General features: G+C 61.2%; 10 protein-coding genes. 9 read left to right on the plus strand and 1 reads right to left on the minus strand.

From position 1 onward, the window contains the following. The first annotated feature begins 555 nt into the window (after positions 1–555). The 9 genes from hpnH (at position 556) to J2D73_RS05315 (ending at position 15,042) form a co-directional block, all read left to right on the plus strand. Positions 556–1,758, plus strand: coding sequence for an adenosyl-hopene transferase HpnH (gene hpnH, locus J2D73_RS05275; protein WP_086643404.1), 1,203 nt, complete (start codon positions 556–558; stop codon positions 1,756–1,758). A 128-nt stretch (positions 1,759–1,886) separates the two neighbouring features. Then, entirely contained in the window at positions 1,887–3,176 is a 1,290-nt protein-coding gene (locus J2D73_RS05280; protein ID WP_207880090.1) for a hemolysin family protein, read from the plus strand. Positions 3,177–3,401: 225 nt separating this feature from the next. Next, entirely contained in the window at positions 3,402–5,363 is a 1,962-nt protein-coding gene (locus J2D73_RS05285) for a P-loop NTPase fold protein (protein WP_207880092.1), read from the plus strand. 157 nt (positions 5,364–5,520) lie between these two features. After that, on the plus strand, positions 5,521–6,678 hold the full coding sequence (gene dprA, locus J2D73_RS05290) for a DNA-processing protein DprA (RefSeq protein ID WP_207880093.1): 1,158 nt from the start codon (positions 5,521–5,523) through the stop codon (positions 6,676–6,678). Positions 6,679–6,714: 36 nt separating this feature from the next. Continuing rightward, complete coding sequence (gene topA, locus J2D73_RS05295; RefSeq protein WP_207880095.1) at positions 6,715–9,447, plus strand: type I DNA topoisomerase; 2,733 nt, start codon at positions 6,715–6,717, stop codon at positions 9,445–9,447. A 56-nt stretch (positions 9,448–9,503) separates the two neighbouring features. Further along, positions 9,504–11,534 (plus strand): RNB domain-containing ribonuclease, encoded by a 2,031-nt coding sequence (locus J2D73_RS05300; protein WP_207880097.1) that lies wholly within the window; start codon positions 9,504–9,506, stop codon positions 11,532–11,534. 26 nt (positions 11,535–11,560) lie between these two features. Next, on the plus strand, positions 11,561–13,288 hold the full coding sequence (locus tag J2D73_RS05305; RefSeq protein ID WP_408736826.1) for a S41 family peptidase: 1,728 nt from the start codon (positions 11,561–11,563) through the stop codon (positions 13,286–13,288). A 4-nt stretch (positions 13,289–13,292) separates the two neighbouring features. Then, positions 13,293–13,631: a DUF1491 family protein gene (locus tag J2D73_RS05310; RefSeq protein ID WP_207880099.1), complete on the plus strand. Its 339-nt coding sequence runs from the start codon at positions 13,293–13,295 to the stop codon at positions 13,629–13,631. Positions 13,632–13,899: 268 nt separating this feature from the next. Beyond that, positions 13,900–15,042: an OmpA family protein gene (locus tag J2D73_RS05315; protein ID WP_207880100.1), complete on the plus strand. Its 1,143-nt coding sequence runs from the start codon at positions 13,900–13,902 to the stop codon at positions 15,040–15,042. Between the two features lie 45 nt (positions 15,043–15,087). On the opposite strand, the gene cysK is transcribed toward J2D73_RS05315, so the two are convergent. Continuing rightward, the gene (gene cysK / locus J2D73_RS05320) at positions 15,088–16,077 is read right to left on the minus strand and encodes a cysteine synthase A (RefSeq protein WP_207880101.1); all 990 of its coding nucleotides are present in this window, start codon (positions 16,075–16,077) and stop codon (positions 15,088–15,090) included. Positions 16,078–16,185 lie beyond the last annotated feature (108 nt).

Genomic DNA, 16,185 nt, shown 5'->3' on the forward strand with positions numbered 1-16,185 from the left:
AAGGTCAACAGGAACGTCAACACGGTCCAGCAACGGAAAACGACCCACCGTGGGGGGCTGGATACGCGTGCGCTCCGTTTTTTCCGGAGTCCTTGTGGCTTTGGCGCCATCTGTCATGGGGATATCATCCGTCGTTGCTTCTCCGGTCGCACATGACGCGCAGATACCCGGATAAAACTTCGCTTCCCTAAGGCGATCCGCGCTTCCGTTGAGAGAAACGTCGGTCGCGCGCCGCCGGGAGCGAAAAGGGCGGCTTTCGTACCGTTCCTTCTGTTGTTAGTGTTAACGGCGTCTGGCAAGCGTGAATTGTGGAACGACCGTCAAGTGTGTTGTCCTTGCAACAAAATGTCGATCAGGACTTGAGAGGAAGAACGGGACTATCCTATAGCGTCGGGATAAAGCGCAACAGCGCCCCCTGATATTCGCAGGCGCGCCATGTGTAGCCCGCAAGTCTGAACTACACGGGCTTTTCTATTATTTTTCTCCGGCATAGCCATATTGTCCCGGCATGTGTCAGGTAGTCGGCGGTTTTCCGCACTTAGGAGCTAGAGCGTAATGGCGGTACCCATAATGCAGGCCGTCCGGGTCGGCGGATACGTTGTCAAACAGCACATTTCGGGCAGGAAGCGGTATCCTCTCGTGCTTATGCTGGAACCGTTGTTCCGTTGTAATCTGGCCTGTGCGGGCTGCGGCAAGATTGACTACCCGGCCGCGATTCTGAATCAGCGGTTGAGCGTGCAGGAATGTCTCGACGCAGACGCCGAATGCGGTGCGCCCGTCATCGCGATCGCAGGCGGTGAACCACTCCTTCATAAAGAGATGCCCGAAATCGTGCGTGGCCTGCTGGCGCGCAAGAAATACGTTTATCTCTGCACAAACGCGCTGCTGCTGGAAAAGAAACTCGACGATTACAAGCCTGATCCGTTCTTTTCCTGGGACGTGCATCTAGACGGCGATCAGGCGATGCACGATTCGTCCGTCTGTCAGGACGGCGTTTATGACCGCGCCGTCGCAGCGATTCGCAAGGCGAAGGCCCGCGGGTTCCGGGTATCCATCAACTGCACGCTGTTTGATGGCGCCGATCCGAAGCGCGTCGCCGCATTCTTTGACGAAGTCATGGCGATGGGCGTGGATGGCATCATGACCGCGCCGGGCTATGCCTATGAGCGGGCGCCGGATCAGGAGCACTTCCTGAACCGCCAGAAGACCAAGCAGCTGTTCCGCGACATCTTCCGTCTGGGCAAGGGGAAGAAGTGGCGCTTCACGCAGTCGCCTCTGTTCCTCAACTTCCTGGCGGGCAACGAGACATACCATTGCACGCCGTGGGGCAAGCCGCTGCGCACGGTCTTCGGCTGGCAGCGTCCGTGCTATCTGCTGGGCGAAGGCTACGCGAAGACGTTCGACGAGTTGATGAGCGACACGAAGTGGGACGACTACGGCACCGGCAACTATGAAAAGTGCGCCGACTGCATGGTTCATTCGGGTTATGAGTCTACGGCTGTCATGGACGCTGTTCGTCGCCCCTGGCACATCGCGAAGGTCGCGCTTTTCGGGCCGGAAACCGAGAAGCCGATGGCACCGGAAATCTCTCTCGCAAATCAGCGCCCGGCTCAATACGTCTACGCCGAGCATGTCGAAGAGAAGATGAAGGACATCGCCGCCCGCAAGAAACCGGCGAAGCCGCCGCGTGTGACGACGGTTTCCGGCGCGAGCGCGCAGGCAGAGCAGGAAGCTGTTCCCGTAGACGCCGCCGACTGAGCTTGGGTCATTTCGACCATGTGTTATAGAAAAAGGGTGGAACCGGTCGGTTCCACCCTTTTTTATTTCCCGAACCCGCCGCGCCGATTGGCGGCCTCTCTATGGCTACATGCCTCAGAACGGACTTCATGACTGTCTCGATCCTTGTGATTCTCCTGCTCGTACTGCTCAACGCGGTGTTCGCCATGGGGGAATTGGCGCTTATTTCCGTCAAGCGACCAAAGCTCGTCTTGATGGAGCGGAACGGAGTGCGTGGAGCCGATCGGGCGTTGCGGCTGGCCGACGATCCGCAAAGCTTTCTTCCGACAGTGCAGATCGGCATGACGCTGGTGTCGATTCTCGAAGGCACGTTCGGCGGCGTGAAGATTGAGGCGTCGCTGACGCCCTGGCTCGCCAGTTTTCCCTCGATCGCGCCATTCGCCTCCGATATCTCGATGGTTGTCGTGGTGGTGGCGATCACGGGGCTGATGCTGGTTCTTGGCGAGCTAGTGCCCAAGCAGCTGGCGCTAAGGCGTCCGGAGCAGATCGCTGCGACCCTGTCCCTGCCGCTGGAAACACTTGCGACTGTCGCGCGGCCGATCGTCCTGCTGCTGCGGCTCTCCTCCAATCTTGTGCTACGTCTGATGCGGGTGCCGCCAGCCAGCAAGCAGGCCCTGACCGAAGAGGAACTGAAAGCGGTTCTCGCCGAAGGCGCGCAGTCGGGGGTGCTGGAGCACGAAGAGCGGACGATGATCGAGCGTCTGCTGCGTCTGGCTGATCGACCAGTGCGTGCGATCATGACGCCGCGTAACGAGATCAGCTGGATTGAACGCCATGCAGGGCGCGCTGCGTTGATAACTGAACTGCGCAAGACGACATACTCGCGTCTGGTCGTCTGCGAGGGGGGCGTCGACAATCCAGTCGGGGTCATTCTGGCGAGTGATATGCTCGACCGGCTTCTCGACGGCATGCCGGTTTCCATAGAGGCGGGGCTACGCAAACCGGTCGTTGTGCCGGACACGATCTCGGCGCTCGATATGTTGGAGCGGATGCGTTCGATCCCGCTCGGCATCGCGCTGGTCGTGGATGAATATGGGTCGTTCGAGGGCATTGTGACGGCATCGGATTTGTTCGATGCTATCGTGGGCGAGGTGAGCGACCACGGGCAGCATACGCGCCTTGAGGCCAAGGCGGGCGATATGCTGGTGCTGGAAGGATCTGAGCCAGCGGACGAGGTGAAAGATCGTCTCGATCTCGGGGAGTTGCCGGGGGAGGGGGACTATCACACGTTGGGCGGTCTGATCCTCGCGCTCCTGCGCCGCGTTCCGGCAGTGGGCGACAAGGTGGTGTTTTCGGGCTGGCTGTTCGAGGTGCTGGAGATGGAGGGGCGGCGCGTCACGCGTGTTCGGGCCAGCAGACAGGCTCTGGCGGAGAACTGATTTTTTGTATTTTTCAGTTCTTCTGAAATATAATTTCTCGTCATGTATAAGTAACGAAGTAAACTTATTCTCAATTGTAAATAAAAGTGATTGTTCAGGGGGGTGAATTTTGAATTGTTTTCGGTATCGGTTTTAAATTCCGTGGGCCTGTGGCGGGGGCGTGGCGGTAGGTGCAAATTTTCTAATCAATGGGGAGGTATAGGCAGGAGCGAAGGGAAGAAACATATGAAGACGTGGGCCGGTCCCAACCAAGATCTGGTCAGGACATTGGACGATTACTGCTATGGGAAAGACGCGGCTCCATTTGCCCTGATGCTTAGGGGAGCATGGGGCAGCGGTAAAACCTGGTTGGTGGACCGATTTTTCGAAGAAAAAAAACAAAACCGTAACAATGACGATACGGCCTGTTTTCCGCTTCGTGTGTCACTTTTCGGCGTAGCATCAGCCGCGGAGATCGGCGACGCTCTATACGCTGAATTGCACCCGCTTCTGGCCGGTAAACCGGGACAGTTGGGAGGCTTCGTTGTGAGAAGTCTACTGAAAACCACGCTGCGAATTGATTTTAAAGATCTCGTTGGCGGTGCAGGCACTGTAAGAAGCGGCGAGGGTATGACGTTGGCTGGCGCCGATCTGAGCAGGGTTGGAGCAAACGGAAAGCCGCGCCGTCGTATTATCGTTTTTGACGACCTTGAGCGCGCGAAGATGTCAGCTACTGATGTTTTTGCGGCAGTCTACCCGTTGGTCGGCAACGGCGAGAACAGGGTTGTATTTCTGGCGAACGAAGAAGAGATCACACGCGGCGGTGACGCGGAAGTAGATTTATACAGAAGGACAAAAGAAAAGACGATTTGTCTGACGCTGGATGTGAAGCCCGACTTTAAATCGGCGCTTCTCGGCGTGAGTGGGAGGGTCAGAAACCGCGATTTTCAGGCGTTCCTTTCAGCCTTGGCACAATCTCTGGAAGTGTTGGTGATCAAGCCCGGGACATCCAATCTTCGGCTGTTGTCATTTTTCGTGCAACTGGGAGAAGATTTGTTTGATGCCATAGATGTAAAATATCGGACCGAAAAATATTACTCGGCGCTCTCCGAATTGTTTGCGCTAGTCTATATCGCTCTGGAAGAAAACCGCCTGCATGGGGCACCGTTCGAAATTTTTTCTGAGATCGTGCGGAGTCCGCCACAATTTCTAAGTAATCGTCAACAGTCCAGCGAGCAGCAGGACGTTGCGGCGAAAACGAATCGCGAAATTATTCAGAGAAGACTGTGGGGCTATAATCCTAAGGTTTTACATACACCTTTGATTTCTCTAGATGATCTCGAATCTCTGGTGATGCGTGGTGTTGTTCGGGCGGAGTCTATTAATAAAAACCTTGGACTGGATGGCCGCTTCACGAAAGAAGCGGAACTGCCGTCATGGGTTCGTGTTTGGAATTATGCGCAATCGTCTGCTCAAGAGGTAGCAGATGCGGTCGCGGCATTCTCGATTGATTTCGAGAAAAGAACTTTTGTTGGTCTCGACATGTTGCACGCTTGCAGCTTGTATCTGACGCTACACCGCGTCGGTCAGGCCGGTTTTGAAGGAATCGGTGCTGTTGACGCAGTAAAATCGTACATCACGGATGTTTTTGCCAAAAAAAAATTGACTGAAGAAGACTTCAAGGCATCTTCCGATAATACAACCAGTATCCGCTTTTTTGCCCCTTTCAACAGAACATTTAGCGAAGAAAGTAATCCAAAATTTAAGGAAATAATGGAATTTTATTTTTCTGAGCAAAAAGCATGGATAGGTAGGGCGCTGAACATACAAGCGAGGTCGCTGGAGGAGTTATTTCGGAGTGATATCGACGCATTTATGTCTCGTCTGTTCCGGTTGGGCGACGTCGCAGCCGTGTATGAAAATGCGCCTGTTCTGCAATATTTCGATGTGACGAAGTTCTCCAGGGACATTATTGATATTCCAGCCCATCGCAGACTCTATCTCATGGGATGCCTCAAAGACCGGTTTGACAGGACAGTGCATGCCACCAATGCGTTACATCCTGAATTCGCTTGGTTTCATAAATTGAGCGAAGCTCTCAAAGTTGCTGTGGTGCAATCAGATGGTTCGCCGCTATTTAAGGAAGGGATTTACGTTTCGGTTTTGTATCTTTGTAGCAATGTCGAGAAATTTCCTATAAAAAATTAATAATTTTTTGATAGTATGTTTCGTATTCGAAATTCTGGCTTTTGGTTGACGTGCTCAAGGGGCGCAATTGCTCAATACCAGCTTGTCAACCGCGATCTGGACAACATCCCACTCGCGTGGTTCGTCTCGGCGGTCTCTCTTCACGAATGAAAGCCCGATGAACCCTGATCTCCGCGCTTTGCTACGATTGTTCCGAACGGAAAACGTAGGCCCGGTTACCTGGCGGCGACTTATGGCGGAGTGCGGCTCCGCAACGAACGCGCTGGCGGCTCTGCCGGAACGGGCGAAACGGGGAGGGCGGCGCGCGCCGTTGGCGATGCCGGATATGGATGTGGTCGAGCGCGAAATAGAAGGTGTGATGAAGCTCGGCGGGCGGATGGTGACGCTGTTCGACCCCGACTATCCGCCGCTTCTGGCCGAATTGCCTGACACCCCGCCGATCCTGTCCGTGCTGGGGTCGTCGGCGTGCCTCGCCTCGGGCGGGGTCGGTATTGTGGGCGCGCGCAATGCCTCTGCGGCAGGCATGCGCTTTGCCGAGAGTCTGGCGACCGAACTTTCTCAAGCGGGTGTGACGGTCGTCTCGGGGCTTGCCCGAGGGATCGACGGCGCGGCCCATGCGGGGGCTCTGGCGGGACGACCCTTTCCTGAATGGGGCGGCACGGTGGCTGCGATCGCGGGTGGTCTGGATATCGTCTACCCGCAGGAGCATGCGGCGCTGCAGCGCCGGATCGCCGAGGGTGGCGCGGTGGTGACGGAAGCCCCGTTGGGGACGACGCCGCAGGCGAGGCATTTTCCGCGTCGCAACAGACTCATCGCCGGGCTCAGTCTCGGGACGGTGGTTGTCGAGGCGGCGTTTCACTCCGGTAGCCTGATCACCGCAAAACTGGCCGATGCGTATAGCCGACAGGTTTTCGCCGTTCCCGGTTCGCCTCTCGATCCGCGATGCAGGGGCAGCAACAATCTGCTCCGCAATGGCGCGCGGCTGGCGGAGGGGATCGACGATATCCTCCCCTGCCTCCGGAACGCGCCCAACGCGGGCGGCACGCAGTTTGGCGGATTTGCGGAGCGGCCATCCGCATGGGGAGCGCCAGACGACGACAGGAGCGTCATCGAGAGCGTCGATCTTGACAAGGCGCGGGAGAGGGTGCTGTCGCTGCTGTCGTACGCTCCCGTCCCGGTTGACGATCTGGTTGGGCGCTGCCAGTTCTCCGTCTCGGTCGTGCTTTCCGCATTGGCCGAACTCGAACTCGCCGGGCGGGCTGAAATCCTTCCCGGAGGAAGCGTTATTCTTTTGACGCCGCCTGCTGCGGACTGATGCACAGACCCGCTCGCACGCTGGCCCGGAGTGACAATGACTGACGTCGTCGTGGTTGAATCGCCCGCCAAGGCTAAGACGATCAACAAGTACCTCGGGGATGGCTACACGGTTCTCGCGTCGTTCGGCCATGTCCGCGATCTGCCTCCCAAGGACGGTTCGGTTCGTCCCGAAGAGGGGTTCGCCATGGACTGGCAGGCCGATGAGCGCGGTCAGAAGCAGGTCGCGGCGATCGTGAAGGCCCTGAAGGGCGCCGACACACTGTATCTGGCGACTGACCCGGATCGCGAAGGCGAGGCGATTTCGTGGCATGTGCAGGCGATGCTGGCCGAGCGCAAGGCGCTTGAGGGCGTGCACGTCCGCCGCGTTACGTTCAACGAGATCACGAAGGGCGCGATCAAGGAGGCGATGGCGCATCCGCGCGATCTCGACCTGCCGCTGATCGAAGCCTATCTGGCTCGTCGCGCGCTCGATTACCTCGTGGGCTTCACGCTCTCTCCCGTGTTGTGGCGCAAGCTGCCGGGATCGAAGAGCGCGGGTCGCGTCCAGTCGGTGTCGCTGCGCCTGATCTGCGAGCGTGAAGCCGAGATCGAGGTCTTCAAGGCCCGCGAATACTGGACTGTCGGCGCGACGTTCATGACGCCCGCAGGCGCTCCGTTCACCGCGCGCCTGACGCACCTCGACGGCAAGAAGCTGGAGCAGTTCGACCTTGCGACGGAAGAGCAGGCGCACGCGGCGCGTGACGCGGTCGCAGCCGGGACGTTCTCCGTCCGCTCGGTCGAGCGCAAAAAAGTCCGCCGCAATCCGCCGCCGCCGTTCACCACGTCAACCCTGCAGCAGGAAGCGTCCCGCAAGCTTGGCATGGGCGCGCAGGGGACGATGCGCACGGCGCAGCAGCTATACGAAGGCATGGACATCGGCGGAGAGACCGTCGGTCTGATCACATATATGCGAACTGACGGCGTCACGATGGCGAATGACGCCATCGCGGACATCCGCCGACACATCGGATCGGACTTCGGCGCAAATTACGTGCCGCCGCAGCCGCGCGTCTACACGACGAAGGCCAAGAACGCGCAAGAAGCGCACGAGGCCGTGCGTCCGACGGATGTCAGCCGCACGCCGGCGTCGATGGCGCGGTATCTGAACGACGACCAGCGCCGGTTGTACGAGCTTATCTGGAAGCGCGCGGTCGCCAGCCAGATGCAGTCGGCTGAACTCGATCAGGTGGCGGTGGACATCGCTGACGGCGCGGGGCGCGCCACATTACGCGCCACCGGCTCCATCGTCGCATTCGACGGCTTCCTGAAGCTGTATTCCGAAGGTCGGGACGAGACGGACAAGGCGGCCGACGACGAAAGCCGCATGTTGCCGCCGATGGCTGAACGCGACCCGCTCAAGCGAGGCGAGGTTACGGCCGAGCAGCATTTCACGCAGCCACCGCCGCGATATTCGGAAGCGTCTCTGGTCAAGAAAATGGAAGAGATCGGCATCGGCCGACCTTCTACTTACGCGTCGATTCTGACCGTTTTGCGCGACCGGAACTATGTGCGCCTTGAGAACCGGCGTTTCGTGCCGGAAGATCGCGGTCGGCTAGTCACGGCGTTCCTGGTGTCATTCTTCGAGCGTTATGTGGATACCCAGTTCACGGCAGGGCTGGAGGAGCAACTCGACGACATTTCCGGCGGGCGTGCGGACTGGCGCGCCGTGATGAGCGCGTTCTGGGACGCGTTTTCGGCGGCGGTCGCGCAGACGAAGGAATTGACGATCACCGAAGTGATCGACGCGCTTGACCAGGATCTCGGTGCGCATTTCTTCCCCCCGCAGCCTGACGGCGCGGATGCGCGTCGCTGTGTCGCTTGCGGCTCAGGACGGTTGGGCCTCAAGCTGGGGCGCTATGGCGCGTTCATTGGCTGCTCGAACTATCCTGAATGCCAATACACGCGTCGTCTGGCCGTTGATGGCGGCGAAGGCGAGGGCGGAGATAGCCTCAAGGACGGCATGCGGCTTCTTGGCCAGCACCCCGTCACGAGCGAAGATATCACGGTCAAGCGTGGCCCGTGGGGTCTTTACGTGCAGCAGGGCGAGCCTGACCCTGCCGACAAGAAGGCGAAGCCGAAGCGGGCGTCGCTGCCACGGGGACTCGATGGCGACTCCATTACGCTGGATCAGGCCGTCGGCCTGTTGGGGCTGCCGCGCATCGTCGGCGTCCATCCGGAGTTCGGCGAGTCCATCGAGGCCGGTCTTGGCCGCTTCGGCCCCTATGTGAAGATGGGCGCCATTTACGGGTCGCTCGACAAAGACGACGATGTGCTGAGTGTTGGGCTCAATCGGGCCGTGGACGTTCTCGCCAAGAAGCTGGCGTCGGTTCGTACGCTTGGCGCGCATCCGAAGGACGGTGAGCCGGTCATCGTTCGCAAGGGCAGGTTTGGGCCGTATGTCCAGCATGGCCAGGTGGTGGCGAATCTGCCGCGCGGCGAGAGCATGGACGACACCACGCTTGAGGGCGCCGTCGAATTGCTGGTCGAGAAGGGTAAGCTCCTGAAGCCGAAGGGCAAGGCTGGCGTGAAGAAGGGGACCAAGGCGAAGCCCAAGGCGTCTGCGAAGACGTCCGACGACGCTGAAGCGAAGGCTCCGCGTAAAACAGCGGCCAAGAGTAATGGCAGGGCTGCGTCTGCGACAAAGAAGCCCGCCGCGAAGGCGAAAGCTCCTGCCAAGCGCAAGGCGACGGCGAAGGCTTCTTCTTCCGAAACTGCGAAGGCAGACTGAGCGGCCAGCCGCAGCGCTCCGCCGCGGTCTCTTCCCCGAAACCGGGGCGTGAGGCCGTGTTGCAGGTTCTGTCTCGGACCGAAGGCGCACTCGGTCCGGGCGATTTGTTGCGCGCATTAGGGTTGGGGCCGGGCCACAAGGCTGCGCTCCGCACTTTGCTGCATGACATGGCGTTGGACGGCGCGTTCGCCGGTTCGGATCTGGCGAAACGCATACGCGGCGTGAGGGATTTGCCCGACACGGCGTATGTCGTCGTGACGGGATCTGATCGCAACGATCGCTCGATCGCCCGGTTTCTCGATCCTGAACGAGCAACGGGCGAGGGGCGTGCGGGAGCCCAGCGTGAACCCGTCATTTTCATGGCGCCGGAGCAGCCTGGACGACCGCCGCTTACGCCGGGCGCCAAGGTGTTGGCGCGTCTTCGCAAACTCGGCGCAGGCCGGTTCGAAGGGCGCACGCTCCGCACTTGCGACGTCCGCCGTCTCGTCGGGCTAATGAGCGCTTCGTCCGGGGAGGAACGACTGACCCTCGACGCGGGAAGGGCGGGGCTCTGGAGCGTTGAAGCCTGTTCGTCCGGGGACGTCGGGGATGCTGTCGTCGCGGTGGCGGAGCCGGTCTCCGGCGCTTCCGGACGGGGCGGTCGCGCACGTCTTCTCGCTACTCTTGGCTATGCCAGCGATCCGGCGGTTCTGACGGCGATGAGCCTGTATGAACACGGGCTGCCCGCCGGGTTCTCTGACGAGGCCATGACCGAGGCGGAGACGTTTGGCGACGTCGATGCTGCCGCCGCACTGGCCGATGGGCGCGTAGATTATCGAGATACGCCCTTCGTGACGATCGACGGCGCCGATTCACGTGATTTCGACGACGCCGTCTGGGCCACGCGCGATGGTGACGGTTTCCTCTTGCGGATCGCTATCGCCGACGTCGCGCATTACGTTCGACCCGGTGGTGCGCTTGATCGGGAAGCGCGTGAAAGGGGACATTCCGTCTATCTGCCGGGAATGGTGGTTCCGATGTTGCCGCCGCGTCTGTCCGACGATTTGTGCTCACTGCGTCCGGACGTAGATCGTCTTTGCGTGGTGTTCGAGATTCCGATCGACATGCACGGGCACGCTGGCGAGGCGCGGATCGCAAGGGGGGTCATGCGCAGTCGCTCTCGGCTGACTTACGAACAGGCGCAGGAGATGCACGACGGAGCGATGGCAGGGGCCGCGCCCGGAAGTGACGTCACGGCGTTGTTGGGCGCGTTGTTTGCCGCACATGACGCGTTGCGCTCCGCCGCGGTCGCGCGCGGGGCCAGCGTTGTGGAACGACAGGAACGCAAGGTGAGTTTCGATCCACTCTCGGGGTGCGTTTCGGTTCGCGTTGCGCCGCGTCTGGACAGCCATCGATTGATCGAATCCTTCATGACGGTCGCGAATCATACGGCGGCGCGGATCATGCGTCGTTGCGCGGCGCCGGGCCTGTTTCGCGTCAATCCGCCGATTCCGGATGCTGACGCGGGGATAGAGGCGCAGCGATTCGCCGCCGCGCGATACAGTGCGTCGCCGGCCCCCCATGCCGCTCTGGCGCTGGACGAGTACGCGCATGTCACCAGTCCGATCCGCCGCTACGCGGACCTGCTTTGTCATCGCGCGCTCGACGGCAGGGCGAACCGTTGCGGGAAAGACACGTTGGAATCGAGAACGGCGCTCGCGAGTCATCTTCGTTTAAGCGAAGCGAGAAGCGCAGGCGCGGCGCGTGATGCGGAGCAGAGGCTGATCGTCTTCCATCTGGCAGGTTTGGTGGGCGCATCGCTCGACGGTCATGTGTCCGGCGAGACCCCGTCAGGATATCTGGTCACGTTGACGGACACTGGCGCAATCGGTCTGTTGATCGACGAAACAGCGTTGCACGATCACGATATGCCGGATTCGATCACTTGCGTCGCCTCGCGCTCTGGCGCGCCCGGAAGGGAAGACACAGTTTCAGGCCCATCCCGCCCTTTGCCTCTTGCAAAGGGAACGGGGGTGCGCGTGCGTTTAAGCAGCGTCGATCCGGTCGCTGCGCGATGCCGGTTCTCTATAGTGGCCGTCAGTTCATGATGGTGTCGTTCGTGTCGCACAGATGGATGAGCTGTAAATCGAGAGTCTGCGAAGGCGTTGCAGCCGGGCAAGTCGATCCTGAATTGGGGTCGTCTCGGCAAGGCTCGATTTCTCCATCGTTATTCCGACGAATTTCGGTCATGCGGACGCCGAGCAGATGCGGAGGCGCGGCCTCCGTCTTGGCGCCGTTAATGCTCGTGTGGCTTGCCGCCGCCGCACCGGACCCGACGCCGACCACGCAGGCCGATCTTGACGTGCCGATGACGCGTTCAGTTCTGCTGACCGCCATGGAGTTCCTTTCCTCGCGCACGCTGGCCCCGCATACGGCGAAGGAGTTCAGTCTCTGGGGATTGGGCGGAATCAGCGCGCTGGATCCGGGGCTGCATGTAGAGGAACGCGGTCACGTCGTGACTTTGCTCTCTGGGCAGACGGCGACGCTCAGCCGCGACGAACCAGCCGAAGGCGACCTGCGCGGTTGGGCGGAGCTGGACACGGCGCTGCTGGCGAACGCGTGGACCCAGTCAGACACGATACGCGCCGCGCATGCCGACGGGGTGGTCCAGAGTTTCTTCGACGAGCTGTTCAATCATCTCGATCCCTATTCACGTTATGTCGGTCCCGCGCCTGCGAAGACCGATCGGGAAGAGCGCAGCGGCGGTGACGGTGAGATTGGGGTCTCGCTGGGTGAAGACACTACGGTCTCGTCGGGCGGCAGGAGGCGGGTGCGCCACGAGCGCGAAATCATCGTCACGGCGGTCAACGCGAATGGGCCAGCGTGGCCTGCGGGCGTCGATATTGGCGAACGTCTGATCAGCGTGGACGGGCGGAGCGTTGCGGGTCGGGCTCCGACGGAGATCGAGCAGTCCCTGCGTGGCGCGCCGAACTCTGTCGTGACGCTGCGACTGGCTCCGCCGTTGGGTGGAGCCGCGCGCAACGTGTCGCTGCGGCGTGCGCAGGTGCCTCCGGAGACTGTGTTTGCGTTCGCCAGCGATCCGCTCGTGGTGCTGCGAATCACCTCCTTTTCCTCAGACACGGCGGAGGAGATGAGCCAGTATCTCGATCAGGCGGCGCAGGACGGAAGAATGCGCGGTCTGGTCATCGATTTGCGGGGCAATCGTGGCGGCGTTCTGCAACAGGCGGTCACTGCGGCGGCGCTGTTGATGGACCGAGGCGTCGCCGTCGTAACGCAGGGGCGGGATCCGCAATCGAATCATATCTGGGCGGTCCAGGGTGGCGACATGACGAATGGCGCACCGATTGCAATTCTCGTCGACGGACGCACGGCGAGCGCGGCAGAAATTCTTGCGGCCGCGTTGTCGGACCATCGACGGGCTGTCGTCATCGGCAGCGCAACACTTGGCAAGGGGCTCGTGCAGACGGTGGCGCAATTGCCTGACGGCGGAGAGTTGTTCGTGACATGGAGCCGCGTCATCGCCCCGCTGGGCTGGCCTCTGCAGGGGTTAGGCGTGATGCCGCAGATATGCACCAGCCGCGGCGCAGCTGACGCGCAGCGACAGATGGACGCTCTGCGTGCAGGACGGGCGCTTGATTCCCGAAGCGTCGTGCGGTCGCGTGAGGTCCGTCTGCCGGACAGCGTTTCGCAATTGCTCGACATCCGCAAGGCCTGTCCGGCCGCGCTTGGCGGAGATAACGACCTCGATCAGGCTCGGGCGCTTCTGGGCGATCGGACGGCGTATCGTGCGGCTTTGGAGATGGTCCCAGAAGGGACGCAGACTGCGGCGCCGAAGGAGTAAAGGCGTGACGGAAGCGCGACTGAAGACAGGTTTATGGGTCAGCGCCGCGTTGCGAGCCGGCGCGCAGGGTGGTCGTTCCGCCATGCGGTTGCGGCGTGGGGACGAGGATGCGGGCGGCGTGCTGGCGGTGCTGGTCAACCGGAGCGGCGGCTCGGTCGTGTTGACGCAGACTCGCACTCCGGATGGAGAGCGAGCTTGGATGCGCGGCACCGGAGCGGAGCCTGTAACCGCGGCGGACGCTGACGCTTATGTCGCGCGGCAAGTGGCTCGGGACCCGGATTTGTGGGTTCTCGAGTTCGAGAGCGATGATTTGACCCCGCCGTTTGAAGCTCATGTATTGTGAGGCGCGAGCAATCGAGCGTTGCGACCAATCGAGTTTGATCGCGTTGATTTCGGTTGCGAGGCGCTGCGCTGCCGCTGTGTTCGATGAGTGACGGGCGACGGCTGGGAGGCGATTTCGTGACAAGGGGGACGGGTTGGCGCAGGGTCGGTGAGTTGCGCGATCCGTCACTTTCGGCAAATAGAATGCGAAACGATGAACAGATACAGTCGCGAGGCCCTGTCGGGCGCGGCGGGGCCGGCGTTCGAGCCGGCGGGATGAGGAGAACCAGATGAGACTGCGTTATGGGTTTCTCGCAGGATCGATCCTGTCTGCGCCGCTCGCCGTCGCCGCTCTGCCCTCCGCAGCGTTGGCTCAGCCCGTGCAGGGCCTGTATGTGGCGGGCGAAGGCGGCGCGACCTTCAATCAGGACCAGCGCGTCCGATCGAGTTCCATGTTCCCGGACGGCCGCGATCGCTGGAAAACCGGCGCGGTTGGGATCGGGTCGATCGGCTACGGTCTGGGCAACGGTTTCCGTGTCGAGATCGAAGGCAATTACCGCAACATGGGTTACGATCGCTTCGTGTCCGGCGGCGTGCAGGGCCGCGCCGATGGACGGCGTCAGACCTATGGAGCGATGGCGAACGCGCTGTTCGATCTGGACATCGGCAAGAGCTGGCTGTTCCCCTATTTCGGCGCGGGCGTCGGCTATGGCTGGACGGCGATGAATACGTCGGTCACCGCGCCAGGCAACACGTTCGCGCAGCATATTGGCGGCACTTACGGCGCATTCACCTATCAGGGCATCTTCGGTCTTTCGATGCCGATACCATGGGTGGTCGGTCTGTCCGCTACGGCCGAGTACAGATTCTGGACCATGCTTGGCCCGCAATCGCATGGCGCGACGGCGTGGGGCACGGTCGGCGGGCGCGACGTTTCCAAGGAATACAGCTTCGCTTCGGGGCATCGCGACACCGTCACGGACTTTAATCACTCTCTGATGCTAGGCCTGCGTTACGAGTTCAATCCTGCGCCGCCGCCCCCGCCGCCCGCGCCGGAAGTCATGCCTGCGCCGACGCCGGCTGCGGCAAGGACCTACCTCGTGTTCTTCGATTGGGATCGATCCGAGCTTACTGCTCGGGCGCGCTCAATTGTGGCGGTGGCCGCGCAGGCGTCGGTACATACGACGGTGACGCGGATTGAAGTGTCGGGTTACACGGACAACTCCGCCGCTCATCCGGGTGCGCGCGGCGAGAAATACAACATGGCGCTGTCAATGCGTCGTGCGGACGCCGTCAAGGCGGAGCTGGTGCGCGATGGCGTGGCAGGATCGGTGATCGACGTCCACGGGTATGGACAGTCGCATCCATTGGTTCAGACGGCGGCTGACACGCGCGAGCCACAGAACCGTCGCGTCGAAATTATTCTTCGCTGACGCCTGGACAGCCACGGCCTCCTTTGTGGGGCCGTGGCGACTGTTTCAAAGGCCGTTGAACAGGGACGTCGACAGGTAGCGCTCCGCGAAGGAGGGTGCGATCGCGACGATGGTTTTGCCCTCGTATTCAGCCTCACGGGCAAGTTGCGTTGCTGCGTGCAAGGCCGCCCCGGACGATATTCCAATTGGCACGCCGTCGATTCTGGCGCAGCGGCGGGCAGCCGAGATGGCCTCCCTTTCTGACACCGTCAGCACGCCGTCCAGAGCGGGCAGATCGAGCGTTTTGGGGCAGAAGCCGGGGCCAATGCCCTGAATGCCGTGTGGGCCGGGCTCATCGCCGTTCAGAACCGCACTCTCGACAGGTTCGACGCCAAACACTTTCACGTCTTTCTTGAGCTGCTTGAGGGCGTGGGCGACGCCAGACGCCGTGCCTCCCGTGCCGACGCCCGCGACCACGACGTCCACGGCTCCAGCCGTATCCTCCCAGATCTCGCGCGCCGTCGTTTCCTGGTGCACGAGTGGATTCGCCGGGTTGTCGAATTGCCCGGGCATCCATGCGTCGGGAGTCTCGTCGAGAATCTCGCGGGCTCTGGCGATGGCGCCTGCCATGCCGAGGCGCGACGGGGTCAATTCGACCTGCGCATCCATCAGGCGCAGCATTTTGCGACGCTCCAGAGACGCGCCTTCGGGCATCGTCACGATCAGGCGGTAGCCCCGCGAGGCCGCGACAAAGCCGAGAGAAATCCCGGTGTTGCCTGACGTCGGCTCCACCAGAACCGTTCGACCGGGTCGAATGCGGCCTTCCTGCTCGGCGGCGATCACCATCGCGGCTCCGATGCGGTCTTTCACCGAGCCCAGAGGATTGAAAAATTCGAGTTTCAACAGGATGCGCGCGCGCAATCCGTCTTCCTGGGTCATGCGCGGGAGGCCAACGAGCGGCGTTCCTCCAACCACGTCGACGATGGAATCGAAAATTCGACCCCGTGGGGCCGCCAGGCCGAAAGCGCCGGAGCGTGAGGCGTTGGTTTTGGCCATCTAAAATCCTTTCGAAAAGCCCACGGTCGTTTGGCGGCGGGCGCTGGAGGCTGAAATAATGGCGCCTCCACCCAAAGTTGGTTCACGATGTGGAGCAGCATAGCACTA

The sequence above is a fragment of the Acetobacter sacchari genome, from assembly GCF_017377715.1.
In the GTDB taxonomy this organism is placed as follows: Bacteria; Pseudomonadota; Alphaproteobacteria; order Acetobacterales; family Acetobacteraceae; genus Acetobacter; species Acetobacter sacchari.